Origin of the sequence: Rhizobium sophorae, from assembly GCF_013087515.1 — a bacterium.
GTDB lineage: Bacteria > Pseudomonadota > Alphaproteobacteria > Rhizobiales > Rhizobiaceae > Rhizobium > Rhizobium sophorae.
Window position 1 is genome coordinate 196,024 of sequence record NZ_JABFCN010000030.1, and the last position, 26,314, is coordinate 222,337.

Sequence of the window (26,314 nt, forward strand, 5' to 3'; positions counted from 1 at the left end):
TTAACGCTCCTGCTCGGGATTGAAAGGATTGGGGGTCGAAGGATTGATCGGCGGCGTCGAGCGCGCCGGAGCAGGACGGGGACGCGGCGGTACCGGCTGCGGTGTTGACGGGCTGTTGCCGGCATCGCCGAAGACCTCGCGGGCAATGGCGCCGATACCACCGAGCGAGCTCAGGATGGAAGAGGCTTCCATTGGCATCATCACGATCTTCGAATTCGGCGCCGAACCGATCGAGGTCAGCGCCTCGGTGTATTTCTGGGCGACGAAATAGTTGATCGCCTGAATGTCGCCGGCGGCGATGGCTTCAGAGACCATCTTCGTCGCCTTGGCTTCGGCCTCGGCCAGGCGTTCGCGGGCTTCGGCGTTGCGGAAGGCGGCTTCGCGCTGGCCTTCGGCCTGCAGGATGGCGGATTGCTTGGCGCCTTCGGCCCTCAGAATCTGTGCGTTGCGCGAGCCTTCGGCTTCCAGCACCTGGGCGCGTTTCTCGCGCTCGGCCTTCATCTGGCGGGCCATCGCATCGACGAGGTCGCGCGGCGGCTGAATGTCCTTGATCTCGACGCGGGTGACCTTGATGCCCCAGGGATGCACGGCCTCGTCGACGACGCGCAGCAGCCGGTCGTTGATCGCATCGCGGTTGGAGAGCAGTTCATCAAGATCCATCGAACCCATGACCGAACGGATGTTGGTCATGGTGAGATTGAGAATGGCGTTTTCGAGGTTGGAGACCTGATAGGCAGCCTGAGCGGCGTTCAGCACCTGATAGAAGGAAACGGCATCGGCCGAAACCGAGGCATTATCCTTGGTGATCACCTCCTGTGTCGGCACGTTCAGCACCTGCTCCATCACGTTTAACTTGGCGCCGACGCGCTCGATGAAGGGGGTGATGAGGTTGAGGCCCGGCTCCAGCGTGCGGGTATAACGCCCGAAGCGCTCGATCGTATAGCGGTAGCCCTGCGGCACGGTCTTGATGCCGGCAAAGAGCACCAGGATGACGAAGATCACAAGCACGATCACGACGATGTCGAAGCCGCCGAACAGCATGAAGAATTCCTCCTATCGGCGCATGCGCGCCTGCCCAACTGATGTGGTGAGTTAGCACGTTCTTTGCGAGGAAGAAATGAGGGCGCAACCGCCCGGGCTCCAAGTGAAAAGGAGGTTCCGTTTCGGTTAAGTCATTGGTCTGTTATGAGCTACTCGTCCGAGGCCGCGTTCTGAGGGTGTCTCTCAGGCCCAGCCCTGCAATTCGCGGCGGACGACCTTTTCCAACACCTTCATGCCGTCCTCGCCGTCGTTGAGGCAGGGAATATGCGCGAACTTCTCGCCGCCATTCTCGTGAAAGGAATGGGCGGCCTGCTCGGCGATCTCCTCCAGCGTCTCCAGACAGTCGGAGACGAAGCCGGGATTGATGACGGCGATGCGCTTGACGCCGTCCTTGGCGAGCTTTTCCACGGTCTTGTCGGTATAGGGCTGCAGCCATTCCTCCGGCCCGAAGCGGGACTGGAAGGTGACTATGAAGTTTTCCTTGGTGAGCCCGAGCCGCTCGCGCAGCAGCCGGCCAGTCTTCTGGCATTGACAGTAATAGGGATCGCCCTGCTTGAAATAGGACATCGGTATGCCGTGGAAGGAGGCGAGCAGCATCTCGGGCTTCCAGTCGAGGGTCGAAAGATGCCTTTCGACAGACGTGGCGAGCGCTTCGATATAGGTATCGTCATCGTGGTAATCGGGAACGGTGCGCAGTGCCGGCTGCCAGCGCATCGAGAGCAGTTTCTGGAAGGCCTTGTCGTTGACGGTGGCGGTCGTCGCCGCCGCATATTGCGGATAGAGCGGGAAGAGCACGATCCGGTCGCAGCCTTCTTCTTTCAGCGCGTCGATGCGCGAGGCGATCGACGGCGTGCCGTAGCGCATCGCCCAGTCGACCTTGACGTTATCAAGATCCTTCAGGCGCTCAGCCATCAGGTCCGACTGGTTGCGGGTGTAGGTGCGCAGATAACTTTCGTTCTGTTCCTTGTTCCAGATCAGCTCATAGGCCTTGCCGACCTTCTGCGGGCGGGTGTTGAGCACGATGCCGAACAGGATCGGATACCACTTCCAGGGCGACCATTCGATGACGCGGCGGTCGGTCAGGAATTCTCTGAGATAGCGGCGCATCGAGGTATAGTCGGTGCCGTCGGGCGTGCCGAGATTGACCAGCAGCACACCGACCTTACCAAATTTGACGGCCGGATGGTCGGCCGGGCGGAGTGAAATATCTGCTGTCATTCTGGTCCCAACGTTCATTTGTCCCATCGGCTCATACGCAGCCCGGAGATCGTGGTTCACCCTATAGAAAGAAAAGCCGGCCCGGAAAACCCCGGACCGGCCAGCGGCATCGAGACAAATCGTCTTACTTGGCGGGGACCTGAATTTCCTCGCCGATCCTGAGATGGCGCGGGTTCGGGCTGCCATTGGCTTCCGAGAGTTTGCGCCATTCGGCGCCATCGCCATAGAAGCTTTCGGCCAGATCCCAGAACGTATCGCCGGCAACGATGACATGGGTCGATGGTGTTGCAGGTGCTGACGTTGCCGGAGCCGGTGCGGGCTCGGTCGAAGGCGCCGGTGTGGCGGGTGCCGGAGCCGGTTCTGCGGATGGGGCAGGTGCTGCCGGAGTCGGGCTGGGCTCTGCAGATGGGGCTGGAGCTGCAGGGGCCGGAGCGGGCTCTGCAGACGGAGCGGGAGCAACGGGTGCAGCAGGCGCCGGCTCGGAAGCGGAGGGAGCAGGCGCTGCCTGCGCCAGTTCGGTGACGCGGCCGTCCGTGTAGGGCTTGTAGGGCGAATGTGCTGCGACATATTCGGCGGTCACGTCGGCAAGGTCCGGACCGTAATCATAGGCGTTCTTGCCGTCCTTGAAGATCGAATAGCCATCGCCGCCGGCCCGCATGAAGTTATTGGTGGCGACTTTGTAGGTCTTGGCCGGATCGATCGGAGCGAAGCTGTCGCCCTCCTTCACCTGGACATCGCTGACGCGGCTGCCGACGGGCTTCGACTGATCGAAGGAGAACTTCAGGCCCGCGACCTGCGGGAAGCGCCCGGCGCCCTGGTCGATCTGGCTGACACCATTTTCGAGCGCTTTGACGACATCTGCGCCGGTTGCCTCAAAAGTGGCGAGCGTGTTCTGGAAAGGCAGGACGGTGATGACCTCGCCCTGGGTGACCTCGCCGCCGTCGATCGAGGCGCGCAGGCCGCCGCCGTTCTGGACGGCGATGGTGACGCCCTGGTTCTTGGTGCGATCGAGCATGGCGTCGGCCACCAGATTGCCCATCGAGCATTCCTTGACGCGGCAGACCTTGCGGTCGCCTTCGATCGGGCTTTCGGAAGAGCCGATCACCTTCTTGCGCAGTTCTTCGATCGGCTTTGCCAGTTCGGCAATGCGGGCAATGACGGCAGGATCGGGCGTGAAGCTGGAATCGATCAGGATCGGATCGCCCTTGGCATCCTTGACGACGCCGCTATCGTCGAAATTGACGACGAGATCGCCGAGATACTTGCTGTAGGAGGCAGCCTGGACGACCGGCACCTTGTACCCGCCGGGATTGTCAACCATCGTTGGGTAGGGGCCTTCAGCCTTCGGATCGGTGTTGGAAAGCAAGCTGTGGGAATGGCCGCCGACGACGATGTCGACATCCGGGATCTTGGCGATCAGGGCGAGATCGCGGGGATAACCGACATGGGTCAGCGCGATGATCTTGTTGACGCCCTGACCCTTCAGATCCTGAACGGCCGCGGTAATGGTCTCAACGTCATCAGCGATCGTGACGTTCGGGCCGGGGGAGGAAAGCTCTGCCGTATCATTGGTGACGGCGCCGACGATGCCGATCTTCTGGCCGCCGACATCGAGCACCAGCGACGGCTTGATGCGGTCCCCGAGCTTGGAGGCAGCCGTCGCCTTGACGTTCGCCGTCACGACAGGGAACTGCACCTTGTCGAGGAAGGTCGCGAGCCCGTCCTCGCTGTCGTCGAATTCATGGTTGCCGACGGTCATGGCGTCGAACTTCATCAGGTTCAGGAATTCGGCTTCGGCTGCTCCCTTGTAGGTCGTGTAGAAGAGCGAGCCCTGGAAATTGTCGCCGGCATTGAGGAGGACGATGTTCTTGCCGGATAGCGCCTGACGGCGCTGGTCGATCGCGGTCTTCAGGCGGGCAGCACCACCGAAGCATTCCTTCTTGCCTTCCTCCTCAGCCGAGCAGGTGGAGTCGAACTTGTTGATCGATTCGATGCGCGAATGGAAATCGTTGATATGAAGAATATTGAGTTCGTAATCCGCAAAGGCGGCGCCCGCGCTCAGCGCCAGCATGGACGCGGTCAAAAGACCGAAGCTGAAAGACTTCGTCATCCCTGTTCTCCTGATTGAGGCGAAAGATCCCCCTGATCCTCGCCGATCTTTTTCATCGTGCGCCGGGGCGGTTTCCCGGCCTGCGGATGTTCCATCAGACGATGCACGACCGCAAGAGAAAGCTGGGCCAGGCGCGGCGCTTTCCAAGGGGGCAGGGCAAAAAAGCCGGGTTGCCTATCCCAGGCATTCGCCGTCGGCGGCGTTTCGATAGAGTTCGTGCACGGCCTCTGCAATATTCGGAACCGCGGCGAGCGCGATGATCAAGCAGAGAAGGGAAACGAGGCGATGAATGCGCCGGCCGGCCCGATAGGCAAGGGCCGCGCCTGCACCATAGATCAGGACTGCCGGCACGGCGAAGATCAGCACCTGCAGCGGCCCGTCGCAATCGGGAACGGCGATACTCTGGGCACGATAGACATTGGCCGGCAAAACGACCGCAAGTGCCGCAAGCGGCATGGCGAACAGCAGGATGAAATAAGAGGCGAAGGCCCGCATGGTGTGCTTAGCCTATCGCCTTCTTTCAGCCGCGGCGGGAAAGCGTGAACTGTGCGCCGGAATCGGAGGTGCAATTGAGCTGGCTCGGGTTGACGAGGGCGCAATTGACCTTGGACTGGGTCTTGCGCACCAGCGAAGTCATGTTGATCTCCACCAGGGTCGGTGAGGTATTGATATAGGTGCCCGAGGCAAGAAGCTGGTTGCTGTCGGTCGTTCGGGTGGTGAAAGTACCGCCCTGGAAGGTGGAAACGATGCCGTTCGGATCGCTCCAGTTGCCTTCGACGCCGGTAGCGGCGGGCGCGGTTGCGACCGGCAAGCGACGCGGCTCTGATGAAACGCAGGCGGCAAGAGCGACCGCTGCACCGACAAGAACAAGACCAGTTCTGATTTTCATAAGGCTTCTCCCGGCGAATCGGCGCGGCGGACAGCCGCCAAGTTCGGGAAAAACATGGCGCGCGCCCGGCATGAAGGCAAGCCTTGGAAGGGCGGCGGGTGGCATTTAGACAGCCGGCGTTACAAAAATGCCCGCCTTGCGGCGGGCATTGTCGAAGTCGTGCTGGCGATCTTAGAGCGGTTCAGCTTTTCATGGAATCGGAGAACCGCTCTAAGTTTTTATTCTTACGCAATTCCGGACGGAAAACCGCTGCGCCTTTTCCTGGAATTGCTCTAGCGAACCAGAATGTTCTTGAACTGCCAGGGATCCTTGGTGTCGATGTCCTCGGGGAAGAGGCCCGGACGGCCGTCGAGCGGGGTCCAGTCGGTGTAGTGGCCCTCGACCGGGCCGAGATAGGGCATCTGCACTTCGAGGCAGCGCTTGTAATCGATCTCGTCGGCCTCGACGATGCCGGCATTCGGGTTTTCCAGCGCCCAGACCATGCCGGCGAGGACGGCGGAGGTCACCTGCAGGCCGGTGGCGTTCTGATAGGGTGCGATGCGGCGGGTTTCTTCCAGCGACAGGCGCGAGCCATACCAATAGGCGTTCTTCTCATGGCCGTAGAGCAGGACGCCGAGTTCGTCGATGCCGTCTTCCAGCTCGTCCTCGTCGAGAACGTGATGGACCGGCTGCGGCGTGCCGCCATTGCCGAACATCTCATGCAGCGAGAGAACGGCGTCGTTGGCCGGATGGTAGGCATAGTGGCAGGTCGGGCGGAAGGTCACTTCGCCGTCCTTGTCGCGAACGGTGAAGAAATCGGCGATCGAGATCGACTCGTTGTGGGTGACGAGGAAGCCATATTGCGGGCCGGGCGTCGGGCACCAGGTGCGCACGCGGGTGTTGGCGCCCGGCTGCTCCAGGTAGATCGCCGCCTTGTTGCCCTTCTTGTGCTTCTTGGCGTTCTTCGGCATCCATTCTTCATGCGTGCCCCAGCCGAGTTCGGCCGGCTGCAGTCCTTCAGAGATGAAGCCTTCGACGGACCAGGTGTTCCAGAAGACGTTGAGCGGCTTCGGATGCTTGGTGCGCTGGGTGTCGCGCTCGGCGATATGGACGCCCTTGACGCCGAGCTTCTTCATGAGCTTTGCCCAGCCTTCGCGATCGTGCTGGTCCGGTTCCTCGAATTTGAGGCCGATGTCATTGGCGAGGTTGACGAGCGCCTGCTTGACGAACCAGGAGACCATGCCGGGATTGGCGCCGCAGGTGGAGACGGCAGTAGCCCCGCCCGGGTTCTTCGCCTTTTCCTTGCGCACGGTTTCGCGCAGCGCATAGTTGGTGCGATCGGCATTGCTCATGCCCTTGTCGAAATAGAAGCCGAGCCAGGGCTCGACGACGGTGTCGATATAGGGAACGTCGAGTTTGCGGCAGAGCTTGATGATGTCGAGCGAGGAGGTGTCGACCGAGAGGTTGACGCAGAAACCCTGGCCTTCGCCTTCCGTCAGCAGCGGCTTCAGCAGTTCCTTGTAATTGTCCTTGGTGACATATTCCTTGATGTGGCGAACGCCGTGCTTCTTTAAGATCTCCATGTCGGAGGGCTCTTCACGAGGATCGATGACGACCATCCGGCTCTTGTCGAATTTGAAATGGCGCTCGATCAGGGGCAGGGTGCCGCGGCCGATGGAGCCAAAGCCGATCATCACGATCGGACCGGTAATTTCGGCATATACCGGATAGTTCTGTTCCGTCATTCTTTTCTCCTGTGGAAGGGGACGAAGGCGTTCAGCCCGAAGAATTATTTTGAAATTGCCGCAGAGAGTGCGAGGTGACCGGCTCTAATCATAAAATGGCGTCACAATAAAGAGCGTTGACGGGGAAAGGCCAAATATCGAGCGGCGATAGAGGCCGGCGAAACCGTCCTGGGGATCGGCAGACCGCATGGATTGGCTTAACCGATGACGGTGCCCTGGTGGAAGAGCATGCGCCAGTGCCCGTCCTCTTCCAACCGCCAGATGGAACTGCGCAGCGTCCGCCTTTCGCTTCCGTCGGTGTCTGTGTAAATGGCGCGGTAGATGACGAGCGCGATGTGCTCGGCAAGTCTTTGGGTTTCGAAATGCTCGCCGCGGGAGGTTCCCGTCCGTTGCTCGGCCAAAAGACTGGGCACAATGACGTCAAAGGTATAGAGCCGTCCGGAACTGCCGATTTCGCGGAAATCGCGCGAGAGCAGCGCGGTCAGCATCTCCCGCGAGGCGCGAACCGACGGATCGAAGAGTTTTTCTTCGAGCTCTTTCAGATGGGCTGCTAGATCATCCATGATCGGCTCCTTCGAATTCAGCGCTTCAGGATTTCCAGTCCTTCGACCGCCGTCGTCACGGAAAGCTCGGTGATGTCGTATTCGGCGACGCCATGAATGGTGAAGGGATCGGTGGCGACATAGGCCTCGATTGCGGTGCGATCGCCGATTGCGAGGATGACGCCGCCGGTGCGCGGCACCTTGCGGCCGGAAGCCAGAAACCAGCCCTTGGCGTAGCCCTCCTTCACCCAGGCCATGTGCGGCTCCATGTGCCTGTCGGCTTCATCGTTGGGTTTCACATAGGTGAGCGAGAGAATGAACATTGTCAGCTCCTGACGAGGTTTGCGCGGATCAGGCCGCGCAGCGAATTGCCGATATAAAGCGTGCCGGCATCGAGATCGGCAAGCGTGATACGGCCGACGCGGGCCTTGCGCCCGCAGATGAGCTCCGTGCGCAGCACGCCGGCGAGCAGGCCGCAGGAGATCGGCGGGGTGCGCATGATGCCGGTTCCGTCGTCCAGGAAGATCGAGGTGATGGTGCCCTCGCAGACTTCGCCGCGCTCGTTCAAAAGCATGACCTCATCGGCCTCATCCGGCCTGTATTCGGCCCGCGCGGCCTCGTAGACGGCACGGCGCGTGGTCTTGATGCGCAGCAGCCTGTCGGCGGAATTCAGGCGGGTCTCGGCGAGACGGACGGTCCAGGTGGCATCGAGCGCCAGGGGCACGAAAGCGGCGCGGGTCACCTCGATCCGGCCTTGCGCGTCGAAGGTCAGGCGGATGCGCAGCGGACCGTCAGCACCCGCAACGGCTTCGTCGAGCTTGGCCGCTGCCTCGATCGGTTGCGGGAAGCCAAGGCGACGGGCGGAGCGGGAAAGCCGGGCGAGATGTAGTCGCAGCCGGATGAAGCCTTCGCCGGGCTGCCAGAGCAGCGTCTCGATCAGCGAAAAATCGGTCATCGCGCAATCCATTGGTCGCCGACAGCGAAGCGGGCCTTGAGCAGGCATTCCTCATATTCGGCCTCGGCGGTCGAATCGAAGACGATGCCGCCGCCGACATTGAAGACGGCCCTGCCGCCCTCAAAAAGCGTGATGGTGCGGATGGCGACGGAAAAACGCATGGCGCCGGTGGGCGAGATCATGCCGATCGCGCCGCAATAGGCGTCGCGGGGAACATCCTCGAGCGCATGGAGGATTTCCATTGCCCGCATCTTCGGCGCGCCGGTGATCGAACCGCAGGGAAAGAGCGCGGAGAAGATGTCGCGGATCGAAAGATCGGGGCGGAGCCTTGCCTGGACATGGCTCACCATCTGGTGGACGGTCGGATAGGTCTCGATGTCGAAGAGCTTCGGGACGTCGAGCGTGCCGACCTCGGTGATGCGGGAGATATCGTTGCGCAGGAGATCGACGATCATACGGTTTTCCGCCTGCGTCTTGATATCGCGGCGCATGGCTTCGATGATTTCGGCATCCTCGGCGGCGGTAGCGCCGCGTTTCGCCGTGCCCTTCATCGGATGGGTCTCGATCCAGCCCGCTTCGTCGGTGCGGAAGAAAAGTTCGGGCGACCGCGAAAGGATGATCGGGCCGCCGAGATCGACCAGCGCGCCGTATTTGACCGGCTGGCGTTCGATCAGCGACCAGAAGGCAGCACGAGGGTCGCCATTCCAGCGAGCCTCGACCGGCATGGTGAGGTTCGCCTGATAGGCATCGCCAAGCCGCAGGTGCTGGTGGAGACGGTCGAAGCGCTCTTTATATATGGGGAAATCCCAGGCGGCTTTCGGAGCAGTGAGGAACTCCTCGTTTTCGAGGCGCTGTTTTGGCTGGGCAAGCGGATGCGTATCGGCCTGCGGAGCGTCGAACACGCCGAAACAAATGAGCGGGGTCTCGCGATGTTCCCCGGCGAAGGGAGCAAGTTTTTCCTCGAAGAGGTATCCGGCCTCATAGGCCATGTAGCCGGCAAGCCATTTGCCTGCGGCCTTGGCCTGCTGCATCCGGGCAAGGCCTGCAAAGAACTCGGCGCGCGTCCTGGCAACGATTATCTCTGCCGGCTCGGCAAAAAGCATCACCTGCCCTGATGTATCGTCGCGAAAGAGAATGTAGGGTTGGTCAGCCACGCGCCGCTTTCAATTTGTTCTGCTCCTCATTGCTCAAAATTTGATTGGGAGCGTGAGGCATTTTCCCTCTTCTTCCTCGGGGAGAAGATGCCCGAAGGGCAGATGAGGGGGCGGAGCGAAGTGACGTCCTGAGCATATGCGAAGGACAGGTTCGGCCGTATCGCCCCCTCATCCGCCTGCCGGCACCCAGGGTCGAGCCACTTGTCTCGACCCGTCCTTCGGACCCCCGAGGGGAGAAGAGACTCGTTGCTGCCCCTTCCGCTCTTGGCGAAAGGAATTTCAGGCCGACCTATCCAACGCTTCCAGTTCGTCGATCAGCCCTTCGATCATCGACAGGCCTTGGCTCCAGAACGACGGATTGGTGGCGTCGAGGCCGAAAGGCTTCAGCAGTTCCGAGTGATGCTTGGTGCCGCCGGCCCTCAGCAGTTCGAAATACTTCTCCTGGAAGCCCTTCTCGGCCTTCTGGTAGACGGCATAGAGCGAATTCACCAGGCAATCGCCGAAGGCATAGGCGTAGACATAGAAGGGCGAGTGGATGAAGTGGGGGATATAGGCCCAGTAGGTCTCGTATCCCTCGGAAATGTTGATCGCCGGCCCAAGGCTTTCCGACTGGACGGAGAGCCAGAGTTCGCCGATATCGTCGGCTGTGAGTTCGCCAGCCTTGCGGGCGGTGTGCAGCTTGCGCTCGAATTCGTAGAAGGCGATCTGGCGCACGACCGTGTTGATCATGTCCTCGACCTTCTGGGCAAGCATCGCCTTGCGCTCGCGCGTATCGGTCGTCTTTTGCAGAAGGGCGCGGAAGGTCAGCATTTCGCCGAAGACGGAAGCGGTTTCGGCAAGTGTCAGCGGCGTCTGGCACATCAGTGCCCCCTGCGCACCGGCGAGAACCTGATGCACGCCGTGCCCGAGTTCATGAGCAAGGGTCATCACATCGCGCGGCTTGCCCATGTAATTGACGAGCACATAGGGATGGGCCGAGGGAACCGTCGGATGGGCGAAGGCGCCGGGCGCCTTGCCGGCACGGACCGGTGCATCGATCCACTGTTCATCGAAGAACCGCCTGGCGATATCAGCCATCTCGGGGGCAAAATTGCCATAGGCAGAAAGCACCGTGTCCTTCGCCTCCGGCCAGGAGATGATGGCGCTGGAGGTTTCCGGAAGGGGCGCATTGCGGTCCCAGAAATTCATCTGCTCCATGCCGAGCCACTTCGCCTTCATCTTGTAATAGCGATGCGAAAGGCGGGGATAGGCTTCGCGGACGGCCGCGGCCAGCGCATCGACGACCTCGCGCTCGACACGATTTGCCAGGTGTCGGCTGTCGGCGATGTCTTCGAAGCCGCGCCAGCGGTCGGCGATCTCCTTATCCTTGGCAAGCGTGTTGGTGATCAGCGTGAAGGTGCGGATATTCGCCTTGAAGGTTTCGGCAAGCGCCATGGCTGCCTTGCGGCGCACTTCCGAATCCTTTTCCTGCAGCTTGTTCAGCGCCACTTCGAGCGGCACTTTCTCGCCATCGATATCGTAGCGAAGTTCCGCCATGGTTTCGTCGAAGAGGCGGTTGAAGGCTGCGGCCGATGTCATCGACTTCTCGAGGAAGAGCTGTTCCAGTCTGTCGTCGAGCTGGTAGGGCTTGTCCTTCCTGAGGTCGAGCAGCCATGGGCGATAGTGTCCGGCGGCGGGATCATTCGCCATGCAGGCGTCGATCACCGCGTCGTCGATGCGGTTCAGTTCCAGCGCGAAGAACAGGAGATGGCCGGAAAATTCGGTGATCTTGGCCTGTACGTCGCCGTAGAGCTTGCCGTTTGCCGGATTGGTGGTGTCGGAGAAATAGGTGAGGCCGGCAAAGGAGCCGAGACGGCCGATGATGTCATCCAGCGCCTCATATTCCTTCAAAGCCGCGCCGATGCCCTCAGCGCCGGTCTTCGTCGCCGCCTCAGTGAGTGTGCCCTTCCACTTTTCTTCAAAGGCGATCGCTGCCTTGCCGGCCTTTTCCATGTCGGCGACGAAGGCGGTGGAGGTGGCGGAGGGATAAAGATCCTGCAGCTTCCAGACCGGCAGATCGCCGAGCGCCGCATCGGCTGCCCCAGCTGGCGCTGCCGCCGATAGAAGAAGGCCGGCGTGCGGGAGCTTGTTTTTCATGAGCGCAATTCCTCTCCACTTTTATAACAGGTCTGCCGTAACAGGTCAGCTTGTCTACCGCATCGGCCCGAAAATCGGAATCGATTTTCGAAAAGCACGATGCGTCGATTGAAAGTGTTACAGCGTCCTTTGCGCATCTGAGAAGACGCGCTGCGCCGTAAGCGTGCCAAGGCCCGGCATCAAGGGGCTTTCGGCGCATGAAAGGCCTCGCTTCGGCACGAAAACGACCCGTTGCAATCGTTAAAATGCAATTGTTTCTCAAAACTGGATGTTCAAGCCTTGCTGTCAGAGTGCGCTTCATGGTTTCGCATGAAGTGAGGCGACAATGACCGGTTACAATGAGCTCAAGGGAGCAGGGCAAATCCTCGTGGTCGAGGACGACCCCGTGCAGCGCCGCCTGCTCAAGAACGCAATCGAGCGTCACGGCCATGTCGTGCACCAGGCGGAAAATGGCCGCATCGGCCTGGAAATGGTCAAACGCGACAGCGGCCTTTTCAACGTCATCGTGCTCGACTTGATGATGCCGGAGATGACCGGCCTCGAATTCCTCGATGCGCTTCATGAATTTGGCACGCAGATCCCCGTCATCGTGCAGACGGGGCAGGGCGGCATCGAGACGGTGGTGCAGGCGATGCGCGCCGGCGCCTTCGATTTCGTCGTCAAGCCGGTCTCGCCTGAACGCATCGCCACTTCGATCTCGAACGCGATGAAGCTCGACCAGCGCGAGGTGAAGGCACGGGCCGGACGCCGGTCGCGCTCAGGCTCGGTCGGCTTCGACGATATCGTCTCGGCAAGCCCGGCGATGCTCCGCGTCATCGATCTCGCCCAGCGGGCGGCTCAGTCCAACATTCCCGTCGTGCTCGAAGGCGAATCCGGCGTCGGCAAGGAACTGGTGGCGCGCGCCATCCAGTCCGGCGGCGACCGCTCGAACAAGCCCTTCGTCACGGTCAATTGCGGGGCGATCCCGCATAATCTGGTCGAGAGCATTCTCTTCGGTCACGAGAAGGGTGCGTTTACCGGCGCGACCGAGCGCCACATCGGCAAATTCATGGAAGCCGACGGCGGCACTATCTTCCTGGACGAGATCGGCGACCTGCCGCTCGACGTGCAGGTGAAGCTCCTGCGTGCCGTTCAGCAGGGCGAGATCGAGACCGTCGGTGCGCGCACCGCGCACAAGGTCAATGTCCGGCTGATCTCGGCGACCAACAAGGATCTGATCGAAGAGGTCAAGAACGGCCATTTCCGCGAGGATCTCTACTATCGCCTCAACGTCTTCCCGATAACCATTCCGGCGCTGCGCAAACGCAAGGAAGACATTCCGCATCTGGTGCGCGTCTTTGCCGACCGCTTCTCCAGCGAGCAGAAGAATGGCCGCCGCATGACGGTGAATGCCGGCACGCTGGCTTTGCTGACGGCCTATGACTGGCCGGGCAATATCCGCCAGCTCGAAAACGCGATCTTCCGTGCGGTCGTCCTGGCCGAAGGACCGGAGCTGACCGAGGCGGATTTCCCGCAGATCGCCGCCCAGCTTCCGGAATATGAAGTGATAGATCATCTAGCCCTCGTTGCCGACAATACCGGCCTCAATCCAGAGGATGGCTATGGCGAGGACTTCAGGGCGTCGATGGGTGAGGTGCACCACCGCCTGTCCGAGACCTCGGAAAATGCGATCGCCAGCGTCAATCCTGCCGGAGACGTGCGCAAGCTTGCCGATGTCGAGGAGGAACTCATCCGATTCGCGCTCAAATTCTATCGTGGGCAGATGAGTCAAGTGGCGCGTAAGCTCGGCATCGGCCGATCCACACTTTATCGCAAGCTCAAGGACTACGGCATAGACCCTGACAATCCCCAGAAAGATGCGGCTTAAGCGCTTTTCATTAAGATTAAGGCAACCACGTTTTGTTACTAGTCATAAACCACTTGTTAGTGGCGCGTTCACTATGTAAAGAAAAGGTTGATCATGTGTGGCATTTTTGCCATCGTGTGACCGCATTTGACAGTCATCTGAGACAGTACGGGACATTGTCTGTCTGACGGGGATCGAGTTGCCGAATCTGAATGGGAATTCCAAGCCTTCGCGCTTGAGCTGGCGTTTGTTGTGCGCCGACATTTGCGGAAAGGCAATGAGGACGGTAGCGGCCGCCCTTATTGCGCTCGCGGTTTCCTCACCGGTATTCGTTGGTACGCCTTCGCAGGCAGCGGGCGACACCCGCAGCCTCAAGCTCTATTTCATTCATACCGGCGAAAAAGCCGTCATCACCTACAAGCGTAACGGCAAGTTCGACCCCAAGGGTCTGGAGCAACTGAACCGCTTTCTGCGCGACTGGCGCAAGAACCAGCCGACCAAGATGGACCCGCGCCTGTTCGACCTGATCTGGGAAGTTTATCGCCAGAGCGGTTCGAGGGATTACATCAACGTCGTCTGCGGTTTCCGTTCGCCGGGAACCAACGAGATGCTGCGCGGCCGCTCGCGCAAGTCCGGTGTCGCCGAAAAGAGCCAGCATATGCTCGGCAAGGCGATGGACTTCTTCATTCCCGACGTCAAACTGGCGACGTTGCGCGCCATCGGCATGAAAATGCAGGTCGGCGGCGTCGGCTTCTATCCGAAATCGGGCTCTCCCTTCGTGCATATGGATGTCGGCGGCGTTCGGGCCTGGCCGCGCATGAGCCGCGACGAGCTTGTCCGGCTCTTCCCGAACGGCAATACCATCCATATTCCGGCCGACGGCAAGCCGCTACCGGGCTACCAGCAGGCAATGGCCGAGTATAAGCGCCGCGGCGGCGGCCCGCAGATCCAGATCGCCAGCGCTTCCGAATCGGCGGCGCCGAAACATAAGACGCTGTTTGCCGTGCTCTTTGGCGGCGGAGCGGACGAGCAGGAAGACGAGTCGGACGATTCCACGCCTGTTGCCGTCGCCAAGGCGACGCCGCCGAAGGCCGAGCCCGCTCCTGCCGAGCCGCAGCAGACCGAAGTCGCCGATCTGAATGCGCCGGTACCGCAGGTTCGCCCGGCATTCAGCAACCAGCCGACGGGCAGCGAAGTGGCGAGCGCGCTCGTCGCGCCGCCTTCGGGTAATGCCGCACAGCAGGCTCTTGCGGCGGCCCTTCCGGCCGATCAGGCCCAGTCGCAGCAGTTCGCCGATCTCAGCGCCTACAGCATTCCGGTTCCCTCGCTTCTCGGCCAGCGCCGCGCGCCTGGCGACGCCGAGGTGGCATTGGCCGATCCCATGCTGACCGGCGCGAATGCGCTGCCGGTTCCGACGCCGATCGAACGCCCTGCCGTTGCCGAGAACCTCCTTGCCGCGGCCGATGCCGATCCGGAAGCAGAGGCCGACGAAGCCGATCAGGACGCGCTGTCTCCTGCGGTCGCCGATGCGCTCGACCAGCAGCGGAACGAGGATGCGGAAAGGCAGATCGCGTCCAGGGCGGCGCCGCAGACGGTCGAGCAGGCCATCAACGCCGCGATGACGCAAAAGGCGCCTGCCGCAAAGCCGCCGCTCGAACTCGCCGCCTTGGCGCCGATGACCAAATCGGCAAGCTTTGGCGATGGCTTCGACGAACCGGCTGTCGAAAGCGCCGTGGCGCAGGGGCTTCCCGCCAAGGGTGGCCGCCCGACGCATAAGGAGGCCGCCGCAGCGGATGCCAGCCGCACGACGGTGCGCACCGAGCCGAAGCTGACGGAAAAGATGATCTCGCAGTGGGCGCTTACCAATGCCCGCCTGGAAATGGCCTCCAAGCAGGTCAAGGCGCCGCGGTTCGTCAGCCAGACGATGCGCGCCCAGCCGACCGCCGTCTATGCTGATGGCTTCAACGTCAAGACCGCTTCGGTCGACCCGGCCCGCTTCAGCGGCACGGCTGTGAACTTCATGGAAGTGCGCAAGTTCAACACGAACTGAGCTTGCGATTACGGAATATCGAAAACCGCCGGAGCGATCCGGCGGTTTTTCTTTTTTCGATCCGGCACGTTGGCTGTTTAGGCAGTTGTTTCCACCGCAAAAGAAAAGCCGCCGAAAGGCTCGGCGGCTTGTCGATATCGGCGATGTCGGCGGATCAGCCTTCCGGCGGCGACTCGATCATGCCGAGCGCGAGCAGGTAGGTGTCGAGGATTGCTTCCTCTTCCATGCGTTCCTGCTCGTCCTTCTTGCGCAGCGCCACGACCTTCTTCAGGATCTTGGTATCGAAGCCCATTCCCTTGGCTTCGCCATAGACGTCCTTGATGTCGTCGGCGATGGTCTTCTTTTCTTCTTCCAGCCGTTCAATGCGCTCGATGAAAGCGCGAAGCTGATCGCGGGCGACGCCATGAGCATCAGACATCGTGTTCTCCTGATTTTTCGGTGATCAATTTTGGATGCCAGTGACTGCCGCGAAGCGGCGTCACGGTCAAGCCTGTTCGCGGCCAGCCAAGCTATTTGTGTGGGTTGTTCAGTTCAAAAGCAGCCTTTTGCACAGGCGAGGCCTCGTTCTGGTGAAGATTCTTCCAGTCCTCATAGGACATGCCATAGACCATTTCGCGCGATTCGTCCCTGGTAACCGGGAGACCTTCGGCTTCTGCGGCTTCGCGATACCAGTTCGACAGGCAGTTGCGGCAGAAGCCGGCCAGATTCATCAGATCAATGTTCTGAACGTCGCTGCGTTCGCGAAGATGTGCGACGAGGCGGCGGAAGGCGGCAGCTTCGAACTCGGTCTGTTGTTCCTTGCTGAGCGCGGTCATCTCGCTTCCTTTCGTTAAAGTGAGGCCTTTCGTTCAATTGGCCTTCGTTCAATAGGGGCCGGTGCGCGACAAATGGACGTCGTATCCGTGCAAGGCGGGATCGGCATTCATCGCCGCAAAGATCGGCGCCAGGCGTTCGGCCCATGCCGATATGCCGGTCTCGTCTGCGATCAGGTCCTGCCGCACTTCGAGCAGCGCATGCGGAATGCCTGTGATCATGCAATGGCGGTACATGGTATCGCCCTTCAGTGCGCCGTCATAGGGTTCGTTGTCGCCAACGGCGAGATCGGGGTCGGCGCGCAGCATGTCGAGCAGCGGGCCGACGGCGCGATGGTCGCTATCCCAAAGCACGGCGGCGTGCCAGGGACGGGGAATGCCTTTCCAGGCCGGCGTGAAGGAGTGCAGCGACAGCACCAGCGGCGCCCTGCCGGTGGCATTCGCCACGCTGTCGATCGTTGCGGCGACAGCGTCGTGATAGGGGCGGTGGAAGGTTTCGATGCGGTAGTCCCATTCCTGCGGTGTGATCGGATGATTGCCTGATATGATGGCGCCGTCGGAGATCTTCATGATTAGCGTCGGATCGTCTTCACCGCGATTCGGATCGATCAGCAGACGCGAAAAGCCGCCGAGCACGGCAGGAACGCCGAGCTTCGCCGAAAGCTGCCGCGTCAGGCGCTCGATGCCGATGTCGTAGGCGATGTGGCGGGCGAAGGCCGCGTCGGGCAGTCCGAGCCGGCCATATCGCGCGGGAAGGCGGTTCATCGCATGATCTGCGAGGATCACCATGCCTTTGTCATGTTTGCCGGATAGGATTTCGAAGGATTGGAAGTCGTCCATCAGGAATTGCCGTTCGTCATTTGCGCCGTCGGGCGCAGTGATCGCATGTACCTGCGGCGGGTTCAAGCGTGGCGGGCGAGGAGAGGTTGAGCCGGACCCTCGACAGGTGGATTATGAAAGGAAATATAATCGATTAGCATTGCGTTGACTTTCGCTTGACGGCGGCGCAAGAAGACACGGATACGAATAACCGTGGAGCTATTTGGGAGCCGTGTTGATCCAAGCCGCGCCAAGTTTCCTCACGCGGTCCGGACCGCTGGTCCGTCTCGCTTTGTTCGCTCTTGCAGCCGCCATGCCGTTTTTCATCGCAGATGCCGCACGCGCCGATTTTCGCGTCTGCAACGGAACACAGAATCTCGTCGGCGTCGCGATCGGATACCGGGCCAAGGATGGCTGGGTGACGGAGGGCTGGTGGCAGGTGCCGGCAACGACCTGCGCCACGCTGATCGAGGGAGAATTGCAGTCGCGTTATTATTACCTCTACGCAGAGGACGCCGCCCGGGGAGGACGATGGACGGGTGACGTGCACATGTGCGTGGCGGAAAATGAATTCAAGATCTCGGGTGTGCAGGATTGTTATGCCCGCGGTTACCAGAAGATGGGATTCAAGGAATATGATACGGGCCGCCAGGGTAGCTGGATGGTTCAGCTCTCCGACACCCCAGGGACGCAAGAAAGCCAGAATTGATGAAGCGTAATCGCAAAGTTAAAATCCTCGCCACCCTCGGGCCAGCCTCCTCCGAGGAATCGATGATCGAGAAGCTGCACCAGGCCGGTGCCGATGTCTTCCGCATCAATATGAGCCATGCGAGCCACGACATGATGCGTACGCTCATCCAGCGCATCCGCTCGGTCGAGGCACGCTCCGGCCGGCCGATCGGCATTCTCGCCGACCTGCAGGGACCGAAACTGCGTGTCGGCAAGTTCGTCGACGGCAAGGTGGATCTGAGGCCCGGCCAGACCTTCACGCTCGACAACAACGAAGCCCTCGGCGATCAGAACCGCGTCTATCTGCCGCACCCCGAGATCCTGGAGTCGGTGCAGCCCGGCCACCGTCTGCTGATCGACGACGGCAAGCTCGCCCTGCGCGCAGAAAAATGCGACGGCAAGAGCATCGTCACGACTGTTATTTCGGGCACGCGCATCTCCGACCGCAAGGGCGTCAGCCTTCCCGACACGCTGCTCGGCGTCGGCGCGCTGACGGACAAGGACCGCGCCGATCTTGACGCCGTGCTTGCCACCGATGATGTCGACTGGGTGGCGCTTTCCTTCGTCCAGCGTCCTGACGACCTTGCCGAAGTGCGCAAGATCGCCCGTGGCCGCGTCGGCCTGATGTCGAAGATCGAAAAGCCGCAGGCTCTCGAGCGCATCGAGGAAATCATCGAGCTTTCCGACGCATTGATGGTCGCCCGCGGCGATCTCGGCGTCGAAATGCCGCTCGAATCGGTTCCCGGCATCCAGAAGCAGCTGATCCGCGCCTGCCGCCGTTCGGGCAAGCCGGTGGTCGTTGCCACCCAGATGCTGGAATCGATGATCTCAGCGCCGGTACCGACACGCGCCGAAGTTTCCGACGTGGCGACCGCCGTCTTCGAAGGTGCTGATGCCGTCATGCTCTCGGCCGAATCGGCCTCGGGCGACTATCCCGTCGAAGCGGTCTCGACGATGGCGTCGATTGCCACCGCCATCGAGCGCGAGCCGCATTATCCCGGCATCATCTATGCGCAGCGTGCCCAGCCGGAAGCGACCGGCGCCGATGCGATCTCGCTTGCCGCCCGTCAGATCGCCGAAACGCTGAAGCTGTCGGCGATCGTCTGTTATACCTCGTCGGGCACGACAGGCCTGCGTGCCTCGCGCGAGCGTCCGCAGGTGCCGATCCTGGCGCTGTCGCCGATCATCAAGACGGCGCGCCGTCTTGCCGTCGTCTGGGGCCTGCATTGCGTCGTCACCCATGACGCGACAGATCTCGACGACATGGTCAACCGCGCCTGCCGCATCGTCGCGGACGAAGGCTTCGGCAAGCCGGGCGACCGCATCATCATCTCGGCCGGTGTGCCGCTCGGCACGCCCGGCGCCACCAACATGATCCGCATCGCCTATATCGGCTCCGACGGCCAGAGCGGCGTCTGATCCAATCGCATCCCTTCGAAAGCCCGCTGCCTGAGGAGAGGCGGCGGGCTTTTTCGTTGACGGACCGGCATTGCCAAGCTTGGCGGCGCGTGCAAGTTTCGGTCCCTAGGGCAGGGTTCGGAGGAGCATCATGGATATCGTCACGCTTCTGGCTTTTGCGGCCGTTTCCTCCGTTGGCATCGCGACGCCGGGGCCAACGGTGCTGTTGGCGCTGACCAACGGTTCTCGGCATGGCCTCCGCCGCGCAGTTGCCGGCATGATCGGCGCGGTGCTGTCCGATTTCGTGCTGATCGGCGCCGTGGCGATCGGGCTCGGCGCGCTGCTCGCCGCATCGGAATTCTGGTTCTCGATGCTGAAATGGGCGGGTGCCGCCTATCTCGCTTTTCTCGGCATCATGCTGCTGCGTTCGAAGGGCACGATCGATGCGGCGTTGAAGTCCGGCGCGCCTTCGGGCGCGACTTCGGCCTTCTCGATCGGACTGAAGAGTTTTATGGTCGCGGCGACCAATCCGAAGGGCTACCTGTTCTTTTCGGCCTTCCTGCCGCAGTTCATCGATCCGACCATGCCGCAGGCGACGCAATATATACTGCTCGCCCTTGTCTTCGCCGCGCTCGATTTCCTCATCATGTTCGGCTACGCCTTCTTCGGCTCGCAGGCGGTGCGTTTCCTGAAAACCTCGGGTGCCATGTGGCTGGAGCGGGCCTGCGGTGGCGCGCTGCTGGCGCTTGCCGGCTCACTCGCCTTCTATCGCCGGGCGACCGTCTGAGTTCAGGGTCGAGCCAGGGATAGATGACCGACGCGATAGGCTTGCGTGTGCTCACCGATCTCGGGAATCTCCCGCCAGAGCCTGAAGCGCACCCGCGTCCAGGTCGTCGGTTCGAAGCCGGAGACGGAGGCGAGTGCTGCGCCTGTGGCAACGTCGGCTGTAGCCTCTGCGCTTTCGGTACGGCGGATATTGGCAACCGGCGCGTAAGCCTCCGTTTGCAGAATATCGCGTGTGGCGAACCTGGCTGAGGCGATATCAGGCGAGATTTCTGCCTGCCAGACGATCCAGGTCCTCACCCGCGGCCAGCCGAAGGCGCTGGTGAGAGCCTCGAAACCTGGGCTGCACAGAAAGTCGCTTGCTCCTTCCGGCCTCTGCCAGAGATAGAAGGGCGCATAGAGATTGTCGTGGCTGCCGAACTCCCCCTTGCGGGCGCTGAGATAGGCCTTGAAGCCGAGATTGGGAAAGCCCTCGAGTAACGGACCCTTTTCGCGGACGCGGCGGTCAATGATCGACATGTCGTAATCGGCGGGCAGGGTGAAGCCGTATTGCATGGCGATCATGATCGTGCCTCCACGGGTTGCCTCCATTTCCTCATTGCCCGCCTCCGGCCGTGTGCAGCCGCCAGTCGGGGTCGGTCATCTGGGCAATACCATTGCCGAAGGAGCAGTCTTCCGGGGCGCTGGTGCTGATGACGATCATAACGTCTTCGGGCCGAAGGCCTGGCGATTGAGTGAGGAGATCGACGATCCGCCGATAGAGCGTCTTCTTCGTCTCGACCGTGCGGGGCCTGCCGATGGTGATCGAGATATAGACGAAATCGTCGGAGCGCGGGCCGGCGAGATAGCTGCGGTCGAAGATCAATTCGTTCTCGTCATGCTGGTGGATGGTCTGGAAGCGGTCGTTTTCGGGCACGTCGAAGGTCTCGACCAAGGCGCGCTGAATGTTGTCGGCCAGTGCCATGAGGTAGTCCGGCGACTTGCCTTTGCGAAGGGAAATGCGAACGAAGGGCATCGGAATCTCCATGGTTCAGGCCGTCGGTCGGCCTTGACAGCAGAACCATCGCACGGCACGATGATGCTGAAAATCAGAATTTTATGAATTAATGATCCTTAAAAACGGGATTATGCGATGCGACGGACGAACTTCGATCTCGATGTGCTTCGAACCTTTTCGACCGGTATGGAGCTTGGCAATTTCGCCAAGGCGGCCGAGCGGCTCGGGCGTTCGACCTCGGCAGTGAGTGCGCAGCTGAAGAAGCTGGAGGAACAGGCCGGCACGCCCATCTTCCGCAAGGCAGGGCGCGGGCTGGCGCTGACCGATGCCGGTGAGACGATGCTCGGTTATGCCCGGCGTCTGCTGGAGCTTAACGACGAGGCGGCTGCGGCCGTCAACAGCGTTGAACTGGAAGGCTGGGTGCGGCTCGGCCTGCAGGAGGATTTCGGCGAGACCTTGCTGCCGGAGGTGCTTGGCCGCTTCGCGCGTGCCCATCCGAAGGTCCGGATCGAGGCGCGGGTGGTGCGCAATGCCGAACTGCTCGAGCGTGTCACATCAGGCAAGCTCGATCTGGCGCTTGCCTGGAGCGACGGCACGCTGACGGCGCATTGCGAGCGGATCGGCGAAGTGCCGATGCGCTGGATCGGACCTTCCGAGGGGCAGCCGGGCTGGCAAGCCGCAAGCGGCGGGCCGATGCCGCTCGCTTCGCTGGAGGCGCCGTGCCTGCTACGCAGCGCGGCGACCAAGGCACTTGATGAGGCGGGCATGTCCTGGCGGCTCGCCTTCGTCAGTCCCAGTCTCGGCGGTCTCTGGGCCGCGACGGCGGCAGGCCTCGGCCTCACCATCCGCACGCCGATCGGCCTGCCGGCGAAGGTCCGGCCGCTCGCGCCGGAGACAATCGGCTTGCCGGATTTGCCGAAGCTCGGTCTGGTCCTGCATCGGGCGGAAGCCGAACCGCAACCGGCTGCGGCCCGCCTTGCCGAGCTCGTGCTTCAGTCGGTGCATGGCGCGTTGCGCGAGGTGTTGGCTTGACATCTCCGCATTGACCCTTTGGGCACAAGCCTGTAGCCTCGAATCGCTATGAAGACGTTCACCCTCAATATCGCTTCGGTCTTCTTCTTGAGCCTCTAAGGCTCTGCCTTCGGGCATCAGAAGATGCGGCCGCTGACCAGCCGTTGTGGCTGGCGCGTTGCCGTGGATGTAACCACCCTGCATCTGGCCAAGGAAAGGGCCGGGCAGGTTTGGCGATAGAGAGATATGTCATGACATCAAATGTTTACCCGCCGGCACTGAGTGCTGCGCAGATCGAGCGATTCATCGAGGATGGTTTCGTCAGGATCGACGATGCTTTTTCCCGCGAATTGGCCAAGGAAGCTCGTGCCATCATGTGGCGCGATATTCCCTTCGATGCGGATGATCCAAGGACGTGGACGCAGCCAGTGGTGCGGCTTGCCGGTTATGGCGGCGGACCTTTCGAGAAAGCCGTCAACACGCCGGTATTGCATTCGGCCTTCGATCAGCTCGTCGGCACCGGGCGCTGGGAGCCGCGCAGTGGGCTTGGCAGTTTCCCGGTCCGCTTTCCCCATCCCGATGATCCCGGCGATGCCGGTTGGCATGTCGATCTGAGCTTTCCCGGCGAGGGTTCCGATCCGGACGAGCAGCGGGATTTTTCTGCCTGGCGGGTGAACATCACCTCGCGCGGGCGGGCGCTCCTCATGCTCTTCCTGTTTTCGGATGTCGGAGAGGAGGATGCGCCGACCCGTATCCGCGTCGGTTCTCACAAGGATATTGCTCGTCTTCTAGCGCCGGCGGGGGAAGCGGGGATGGCGCATCTCTGGCTGGAGCATGTGGGAGAAGACCGTCCGCTGGCGTTAGCGACGGGCCTGGCGGGCACGGTCTATCTGTGCCATCCGTTCCTCATCCATGCAGCGCAGATGCATCGCGGCAAGGAGCCGCGTTTCATGGCGCAGCCCGGCCTTGCACCTGCCGAACCTCTTCGGCTTGAACGGAAGGACGGTGCCTATTCGCCGGTCGAGACCGCGATCCGCCGGGCGCTTCAGGAGCAGTAGTCGAGACATGATGCATCCGGCCGCCGACAGCGCCGCGCGTCGTTTCAGACGCGCTAAGGACGCTGTAGCGCTTTGAATTGCTGCATAATTTTATCCTTAAATCGAATCCGATTTAAGGAATTAGGCAGCAGGCCGGGTGCATCAGATCTGCTGTTCCTGCACGGCGGCGCGTCGAATTGCCTGGGGCGGCTGGCCAAAGGCGCGAAGGAAGGCGCGGCGCATGCGCTCGCGATCGGCAAAGCCGGTTTCGCGGGCAACGATATCGATCGGGTGGCGGCCCTGCTCCATCATCAGACGGGCCGCTTCCAGCCGCAGATTCTCGACGGCCTTGGCCGGCGATTGTCCGGTTTCGGCGCGGAAAGCGCGGCTGAACTGGCGGGGGCTGAGATGAGCGGCTTCCGCCAACTCCTCGACTGAAAGCGCCGATTTCAGATTGCTGCGGGCGTGAGCGAGCGCCTTCTGGATGCGGTCCGATTTAGGCTCCAGTTCCAGCAGGGCGGAAAATTGTGACTGGCCACCAGCGCGGCGATGATAGACGACGAGCTTGCGGGAAACGGCGCGCGCCACCTCGAAACCATGATCCTTCTCGACCATCGCCAAAGCCAGATCGAGGCCGGCCGTCATGCCGGCCGAGGTCCAGATGGAACCGTCGATGATGAAGATCCGGTCCTCTTCCATCTTTATCTTGGGATAGCGGCTTTGCAATTCGCGGGAGACATACCAGTGCGTCGTCGCGCGGCGGCCATCGAGGATGCCGGCTTCAGCGAGAAAGAAGGCACCGGTGCAGATCGAGGCCAGACGACGCGCGGCCGGCAGAGCTGCGCGGATGAAGTCGGCTTCTGCGGCATTCGGCAGCCTGATACCGGGCGCTCCTGCCACGATCAGCGTGTCGAGCTCTGGGTCGCCAAAGGCTTCCGTCTCCATCATCATGCCAAGCGAGTTGGCAATCGGCCCGCCATTTTCGGAGAGGTAGCGGATCTCGTAAACCTTTTCCTCAAGCTCGAGATTGGCGAACTCGAAGGCGGAGACGGCTGCCAGGCTCATGATCTGGAAGCCGGGATAGAGCAGAAAGCCGATTTGCTGCACGATCATCACCTTCGTAAAAGAGGATGTCCTGAAAAGTGGTATATATGACATTCAGGACGCACGCAATCGAGCGTAAGACTCTCCTCAAGCGCAAGGCATCGGGCCGGCGCATGCGAGGAGATAGATCATGATACAGGAACATAAGGGCACGGCGCTTGTAACCGGCGCATCCTCGGGCATCGGAGCAGTCTATGCGCACAGGCTGGCAAAGCAGGGTTATGACCTGATCATCGTTGCCCGCAACGGTGAGCGGCTGAAGGCCTTGGCAAGCGGGCTGACTGAGGAGACGGGCAGGACGGTCGAGACCGTTGTGGCTGACCTCGGCAACACGGCCGACCTCGCCCGTGTCGAAGGCGTGCTGAAGCAAGACCGGAGCATCACGCTTCTGGTCAACAATGCCGGCGTTGGCGGAACGGCGCCGCTGCTCGCCGCCGATGTCGACAAGATGCAGAAGATGATCGAACTCAACGTGACGGCGCTGATGCGACTGACCTATGCCGCCGTTCCCGGTTTCGTTGCCCGCGGCGGTGGCACGATCATTAACATTGCTTCCATCGTCGCGATCGCGCCAGAGCGCCTGAACGGCGTCTATGGCGCCACGAAAGCCTTCGTGCTTGCCTTCAGCCAGTCGCTGAAGCATGAACTGACGGAGAAGAACATCCGTATACAGGCCGTGCTACCGGGCGCCACAGCGACGGAATTCTGGGGCATTGCCGGCACGCCGATAGAGCATCTGCCGAACGAGATCGTAATGTCGGCCGAAGACATGGTCGATGCCTCGCTCGCCGGCCTTAAGCAGGGTGAGTTCGCAACGATTCCGGCGCTTGAGGATGCAGGCTTGCTTTCTGCTTACGAGCAGGCGCGCCAGGCATTGATTCCGCACCTGTCTCGCAGTTTGCCGGCCAAGCGTTACAAGCTGGCATAATGGTTTGCTGACAAAAACCATCTGCGGCATATGCTGCGGATGGTTGGGCACTTACCTCAACCGAAGCGTTCCAAGGCGGTGGAGAAAATATCGGCATCGACGTTGCCGCCCGATGTGACGGCGACGATCGTGTCGCTTTCCAGGGCGTCGCCATGGAAGAGGGCGGCAGCAAGCGCAACGGCGCCGCCGGGCTCGACGACAATCTTCAACCGTGTGAAGGCGAGTGCCATGGCGCGCAGCGCTTCATCGTCGGTGACGACGATGCCGGCGCCGGCGAGGCGCTTGAGGATCGGGAAGGTGATGTTGCCCGGCTGCGGCGTGACGATCGCATCGCAGATCGAGCCTGATACCGATGCGTTGCGTTCGATCTTGCCGGAGGCGAGCGAGCGGGTGGTGTCGTCGAAATCCTTGGGCTCGCAGGGGCGGACACGAAAGCCGGGGGCGCTGGCTTCAAGGGCGAGCGCAATGCCAGAGGTCAATCCGCCGCCGCCGCAGGGCACGAGGACTTCGGCTGATATCACGCCTTCCTCTTCGGCCTGTTCGGAGATTTCAAGACCGGTCGTGCCCTGACCGGCGATGACCAGCGGTTCGTCGAAGGGCTTGATCAGCGTCAGGCCGCGCTCGGCCGAAAGCCTCGCGCCGATCTCGTCGCGATCCTCGTTGACGCGGTCGTAGAGCACCACTTCGGCACCGAAGGCGCGGGTGTTGGCAATCTTCAGCTTCGGCGCATCGCTCGGCATGATGATGACGGAGGGGATATTGTGCAGCTTGGCCGCAAGCGCAACGCCCTGGGCGTGGTTGCCGGAGGAGAAGGCGATGACGCCTTTCGAGCGTACCACAGCATCGAGGCCGGAGACGGCCGACCAGCCGCCGCGAAATTTGAACGAGCCGGAATGCTGCAGACACTCCGCTTTCACGAACAGACGCCGGCCGGCGATCTCATCGAGGAAAGGGGAGGAGAGAAGCGGCGTGCGCCTTGCATGACCGCGCAGACGGGCGCGAGCTGCGACAATCATTTCAATGCTGGCCAT

At 61.5% G+C, this 26,314-nt stretch carries 27 protein-coding genes; 9 read left to right on the forward strand and 18 right to left on the reverse strand.

Annotated features, from left to right (window positions below):
* The 5 genes from G9X64_RS18215 to omp10 form a co-directional block, all read right to left on the reverse strand.
* Positions 1-1,041 carry an SPFH domain-containing protein gene (locus G9X64_RS18215; RefSeq protein WP_168308554.1) on the reverse strand — a complete coding sequence of 347 codons (1,041 nt, stop codon included), beginning with the start codon at positions 1,039-1,041 and terminating at the stop codon, positions 1-3.
* Positions 1,042-1,224: 183 nt separating this feature from the next.
* Positions 1,225-2,259 carry a ferrochelatase gene (gene hemH, locus G9X64_RS18220; protein WP_168308553.1) on the reverse strand — a complete coding sequence of 345 codons (1,035 nt, stop codon included), beginning with the start codon at positions 2,257-2,259 and terminating at the stop codon, positions 1,225-1,227.
* 124 nt (positions 2,260-2,383) lie between these two features.
* A complete protein-coding gene (locus G9X64_RS18225) occupies positions 2,384-4,369 on the reverse strand; it encodes a bifunctional metallophosphatase/5'-nucleotidase (protein WP_171377123.1) in 1,986 nt (661 codons plus the stop codon).
* Positions 4,370-4,543: 174 nt separating this feature from the next.
* Entirely contained in the window at positions 4,544-4,864 is a 321-nt protein-coding gene (locus G9X64_RS18230) for a hypothetical protein (protein WP_171377124.1), read from the reverse strand.
* A 25-nt stretch (positions 4,865-4,889) separates the two neighbouring features.
* Positions 4,890-5,258 (reverse strand): outer membrane lipoprotein Omp10, encoded by a 369-nt coding sequence (omp10, locus tag G9X64_RS18235; protein WP_168308550.1) that lies wholly within the window; start codon positions 5,256-5,258, stop codon positions 4,890-4,892.
* A gap of 54 nt (positions 5,259-5,312) precedes the next feature.
* On the opposite strand from omp10, the gene G9X64_RS18240 reads away from it, so the two are divergent.
* Positions 5,313-5,534, forward strand: coding sequence for a hypothetical protein (locus G9X64_RS18240; protein WP_168308549.1), 222 nt, complete (start codon positions 5,313-5,315; stop codon positions 5,532-5,534).
* On the opposite strand, the gene G9X64_RS18245 is transcribed toward G9X64_RS18240, so the two are convergent.
* From G9X64_RS18245 to G9X64_RS18270, 6 genes are all read right to left on the reverse strand, one after another.
* On the reverse strand, positions 5,531-6,982 hold the full coding sequence (locus tag G9X64_RS18245; protein WP_168315382.1) for a homospermidine synthase: 1,452 nt from the start codon (positions 6,980-6,982) through the stop codon (positions 5,531-5,533). The two genes, G9X64_RS18240 and G9X64_RS18245, sit on opposite strands and share 4 nt — an antisense overlap.
* A gap of 197 nt (positions 6,983-7,179) precedes the next feature.
* A complete protein-coding gene (locus G9X64_RS18250) occupies positions 7,180-7,545 on the reverse strand; it encodes a nuclear transport factor 2 family protein (RefSeq protein ID WP_168308547.1) in 366 nt (121 codons plus the stop codon).
* Positions 7,546-7,562: 17 nt separating this feature from the next.
* Positions 7,563-7,847 carry a YciI family protein gene (locus tag G9X64_RS18255; protein ID WP_168308546.1) on the reverse strand — a complete coding sequence of 95 codons (285 nt, stop codon included), beginning with the start codon at positions 7,845-7,847 and terminating at the stop codon, positions 7,563-7,565.
* Between the two features lie 2 nt (positions 7,848-7,849).
* On the reverse strand, positions 7,850-8,479 hold the full coding sequence (locus G9X64_RS18260) for an aminotransferase class IV family protein (RefSeq protein ID WP_171377125.1): 630 nt from the start codon (positions 8,477-8,479) through the stop codon (positions 7,850-7,852).
* On the reverse strand, positions 8,476-9,633 hold the full coding sequence (locus G9X64_RS18265; protein ID WP_168308544.1) for an aminodeoxychorismate synthase component I: 1,158 nt from the start codon (positions 9,631-9,633) through the stop codon (positions 8,476-8,478). Before G9X64_RS18265 ends, G9X64_RS18260 begins: the two co-directional genes overlap by 4 nt.
* 279 nt (positions 9,634-9,912) lie before the next feature.
* Positions 9,913-11,769, reverse strand: a complete 1,857-nt coding sequence (locus tag G9X64_RS18270) for a M3 family oligoendopeptidase (protein ID WP_168308543.1) — start codon at positions 11,767-11,769, stop codon at positions 9,913-9,915.
* 325 nt (positions 11,770-12,094) lie between these two features.
* Between G9X64_RS18270 and G9X64_RS18275 the strand changes: the two genes are divergently transcribed.
* Positions 12,095-13,636, forward strand: a complete 1,542-nt coding sequence (locus G9X64_RS18275; RefSeq protein WP_168308542.1) for a sigma-54-dependent transcriptional regulator — start codon at positions 12,095-12,097, stop codon at positions 13,634-13,636.
* A gap of 178 nt (positions 13,637-13,814) precedes the next feature.
* Positions 13,815-15,665: a peptidoglycan L,D-endopeptidase MepK gene (locus G9X64_RS18280; RefSeq protein WP_168308541.1), complete on the forward strand. Its 1,851-nt coding sequence runs from the start codon at positions 13,815-13,817 to the stop codon at positions 15,663-15,665.
* 154 nt (positions 15,666-15,819) lie between these two features.
* On the opposite strand, the gene G9X64_RS18285 is transcribed toward G9X64_RS18280, so the two are convergent.
* The 3 genes from G9X64_RS18285 to G9X64_RS18295 form a co-directional block, all read right to left on the reverse strand.
* On the reverse strand, positions 15,820-16,083 hold the full coding sequence (locus G9X64_RS18285; protein WP_003542853.1) for a DUF2312 domain-containing protein: 264 nt from the start codon (positions 16,081-16,083) through the stop codon (positions 15,820-15,822).
* A 91-nt stretch (positions 16,084-16,174) separates the two neighbouring features.
* A complete protein-coding gene (locus tag G9X64_RS18290; protein WP_168308540.1) occupies positions 16,175-16,480 on the reverse strand; it encodes a DUF1244 domain-containing protein in 306 nt (101 codons plus the stop codon).
* Between the two features lie 48 nt (positions 16,481-16,528).
* On the reverse strand, positions 16,529-17,317 hold the full coding sequence (locus G9X64_RS18295; RefSeq protein WP_168308651.1) for an N-formylglutamate amidohydrolase: 789 nt from the start codon (positions 17,315-17,317) through the stop codon (positions 16,529-16,531).
* Between the two features lie 202 nt (positions 17,318-17,519).
* Between G9X64_RS18295 and G9X64_RS18300 the strand changes: the two genes are divergently transcribed.
* The 3 genes from G9X64_RS18300 (at position 17,520) to G9X64_RS18310 (ending at position 20,210) form a co-directional block, all read left to right on the forward strand.
* Entirely contained in the window at positions 17,520-18,005 is a 486-nt protein-coding gene (locus G9X64_RS18300) for a DUF1036 domain-containing protein (RefSeq protein WP_171377126.1), read from the forward strand.
* Positions 18,005-19,444, forward strand: coding sequence for a pyruvate kinase (pyk, locus tag G9X64_RS18305; RefSeq protein WP_168308539.1), 1,440 nt, complete (start codon positions 18,005-18,007; stop codon positions 19,442-19,444). The genes G9X64_RS18300 and pyk overlap by 1 nt, the downstream gene beginning before the upstream one ends.
* Positions 19,445-19,574: 130 nt before the next feature.
* Positions 19,575-20,210, forward strand: a complete 636-nt coding sequence (locus G9X64_RS18310; RefSeq protein ID WP_171377127.1) for a LysE family translocator — start codon at positions 19,575-19,577, stop codon at positions 20,208-20,210.
* 2 nt (positions 20,211-20,212) lie between these two features.
* Here G9X64_RS18310 and G9X64_RS18315 read toward each other — a convergent pair whose 3' ends face one another.
* A complete protein-coding gene (locus G9X64_RS18315) occupies positions 20,213-20,770 on the reverse strand; it encodes a DUF4865 family protein (protein WP_168308537.1) in 558 nt (185 codons plus the stop codon).
* Between the two features lie 31 nt (positions 20,771-20,801).
* Positions 20,802-21,221, reverse strand: coding sequence for a tautomerase family protein (locus G9X64_RS18320; RefSeq protein ID WP_168308536.1), 420 nt, complete (start codon positions 21,219-21,221; stop codon positions 20,802-20,804).
* A gap of 117 nt (positions 21,222-21,338) precedes the next feature.
* Between G9X64_RS18320 and G9X64_RS18325 the strand changes: the two genes are divergently transcribed.
* Positions 21,339-22,235: a LysR substrate-binding domain-containing protein gene (locus tag G9X64_RS18325; protein WP_168308535.1), complete on the forward strand. Its 897-nt coding sequence runs from the start codon at positions 21,339-21,341 to the stop codon at positions 22,233-22,235.
* Positions 22,236-22,465: 230 nt separating this feature from the next.
* Positions 22,466-23,272 (forward strand): phytanoyl-CoA dioxygenase family protein, encoded by an 807-nt coding sequence (locus G9X64_RS18330; protein WP_171377128.1) that lies wholly within the window; start codon positions 22,466-22,468, stop codon positions 23,270-23,272.
* A gap of 141 nt (positions 23,273-23,413) precedes the next feature.
* Here the strand turns inward: G9X64_RS18330 and G9X64_RS18335 are convergent, their stop codons facing one another.
* Positions 23,414-24,358, reverse strand: a complete 945-nt coding sequence (locus G9X64_RS18335) for a GlxA family transcriptional regulator (protein ID WP_168308533.1) — start codon at positions 24,356-24,358, stop codon at positions 23,414-23,416.
* A 127-nt stretch (positions 24,359-24,485) separates the two neighbouring features.
* On the opposite strand from G9X64_RS18335, the gene G9X64_RS18340 reads away from it, so the two are divergent.
* A complete protein-coding gene (locus tag G9X64_RS18340) occupies positions 24,486-25,283 on the forward strand; it encodes an SDR family NAD(P)-dependent oxidoreductase (RefSeq protein ID WP_168308532.1) in 798 nt (265 codons plus the stop codon).
* 56 nt (positions 25,284-25,339) lie between these two features.
* On the opposite strand, the gene G9X64_RS18345 is transcribed toward G9X64_RS18340, so the two are convergent.
* Positions 25,340-26,314: a threonine ammonia-lyase gene (locus G9X64_RS18345; RefSeq protein ID WP_171377129.1), complete on the reverse strand. Its 975-nt coding sequence runs from the start codon at positions 26,312-26,314 to the stop codon at positions 25,340-25,342.

What these genes read in the sequence shown, in the direction of transcription:
- G9X64_RS18270 (WP_168308543.1), bottom strand. Translation starts at nt 11,769, where the DNA reads ATGAAAAACAAGCTCCCGCACGCCGGCCTTCTTCTATCGGCGGCAGCG.
- G9X64_RS18345 (WP_171377129.1), bottom strand. Translation starts at nt 26,314, where the DNA reads ATGGCCAGCATTGAAATGATTGTCGCAGCTCGCGCCCGTCTGCGCGGT.
- G9X64_RS18255 (WP_168308546.1), bottom strand. Translation starts at nt 7,847, where the DNA reads ATGTTCATTCTCTCGCTCACCTATGTGAAACCCAACGATGAAGCCGAC.
- G9X64_RS18225 (WP_171377123.1), bottom strand. Translation starts at nt 4,369, where the DNA reads ATGACGAAGTCTTTCAGCTTCGGTCTTTTGACCGCGTCCATGCTGGCG.
- G9X64_RS18295 (WP_168308651.1), bottom strand. Translation starts at nt 17,317, where the DNA reads ATGGACGACTTCCAATCCTTCGAAATCCTATCCGGCAAACATGACAAA.
- G9X64_RS18240 (WP_168308549.1), top strand. Translation starts at nt 5,313, where the DNA reads ATGGCGCGCGCCCGGCATGAAGGCAAGCCTTGGAAGGGCGGCGGGTGG.
- omp10 (WP_168308550.1), bottom strand. Translation starts at nt 5,258, where the DNA reads ATGAAAATCAGAACTGGTCTTGTTCTTGTCGGTGCAGCGGTCGCTCTT.
- G9X64_RS18215 (WP_168308554.1), bottom strand. Translation starts at nt 1,041, where the DNA reads ATGCTGTTCGGCGGCTTCGACATCGTCGTGATCGTGCTTGTGATCTTC.
- G9X64_RS18245 (WP_168315382.1), bottom strand. Translation starts at nt 6,982, where the DNA reads ATGACGGAACAGAACTATCCGGTATATGCCGAAATTACCGGTCCGATC.
- G9X64_RS18250 (WP_168308547.1), bottom strand. Translation starts at nt 7,545, where the DNA reads ATGGATGATCTAGCAGCCCATCTGAAAGAGCTCGAAGAAAAACTCTTC.
- G9X64_RS18230 (WP_171377124.1), bottom strand. Translation starts at nt 4,864, where the DNA reads ATGCGGGCCTTCGCCTCTTATTTCATCCTGCTGTTCGCCATGCCGCTT.
- G9X64_RS18290 (WP_168308540.1), bottom strand. Translation starts at nt 16,480, where the DNA reads ATGACCGCGCTCAGCAAGGAACAACAGACCGAGTTCGAAGCTGCCGCC.
- G9X64_RS18340 (WP_168308532.1), top strand. Translation starts at nt 24,486, where the DNA reads ATGATACAGGAACATAAGGGCACGGCGCTTGTAACCGGCGCATCCTCG.
- G9X64_RS18325 (WP_168308535.1), top strand. Translation starts at nt 21,339, where the DNA reads ATGCGACGGACGAACTTCGATCTCGATGTGCTTCGAACCTTTTCGACC.
- G9X64_RS18275 (WP_168308542.1), top strand. Translation starts at nt 12,095, where the DNA reads ATGACCGGTTACAATGAGCTCAAGGGAGCAGGGCAAATCCTCGTGGTC.
- G9X64_RS18310 (WP_171377127.1), top strand. Translation starts at nt 19,575, where the DNA reads ATGGATATCGTCACGCTTCTGGCTTTTGCGGCCGTTTCCTCCGTTGGC.
- pyk (WP_168308539.1), top strand. Translation starts at nt 18,005, where the DNA reads ATGAAGCGTAATCGCAAAGTTAAAATCCTCGCCACCCTCGGGCCAGCC.
- G9X64_RS18330 (WP_171377128.1), top strand. Translation starts at nt 22,466, where the DNA reads ATGACATCAAATGTTTACCCGCCGGCACTGAGTGCTGCGCAGATCGAG.
- hemH (WP_168308553.1), bottom strand. Translation starts at nt 2,259, where the DNA reads ATGACAGCAGATATTTCACTCCGCCCGGCCGACCATCCGGCCGTCAAA.
- G9X64_RS18320 (WP_168308536.1), bottom strand. Translation starts at nt 21,221, where the DNA reads ATGCCCTTCGTTCGCATTTCCCTTCGCAAAGGCAAGTCGCCGGACTAC.
- G9X64_RS18285 (WP_003542853.1), bottom strand. Translation starts at nt 16,083, where the DNA reads ATGTCTGATGCTCATGGCGTCGCCCGCGATCAGCTTCGCGCTTTCATC.
- G9X64_RS18315 (WP_168308537.1), bottom strand. Translation starts at nt 20,770, where the DNA reads ATGATCGCCATGCAATACGGCTTCACCCTGCCCGCCGATTACGACATG.
- G9X64_RS18260 (WP_171377125.1), bottom strand. Translation starts at nt 8,479, where the DNA reads ATGACCGATTTTTCGCTGATCGAGACGCTGCTCTGGCAGCCCGGCGAA.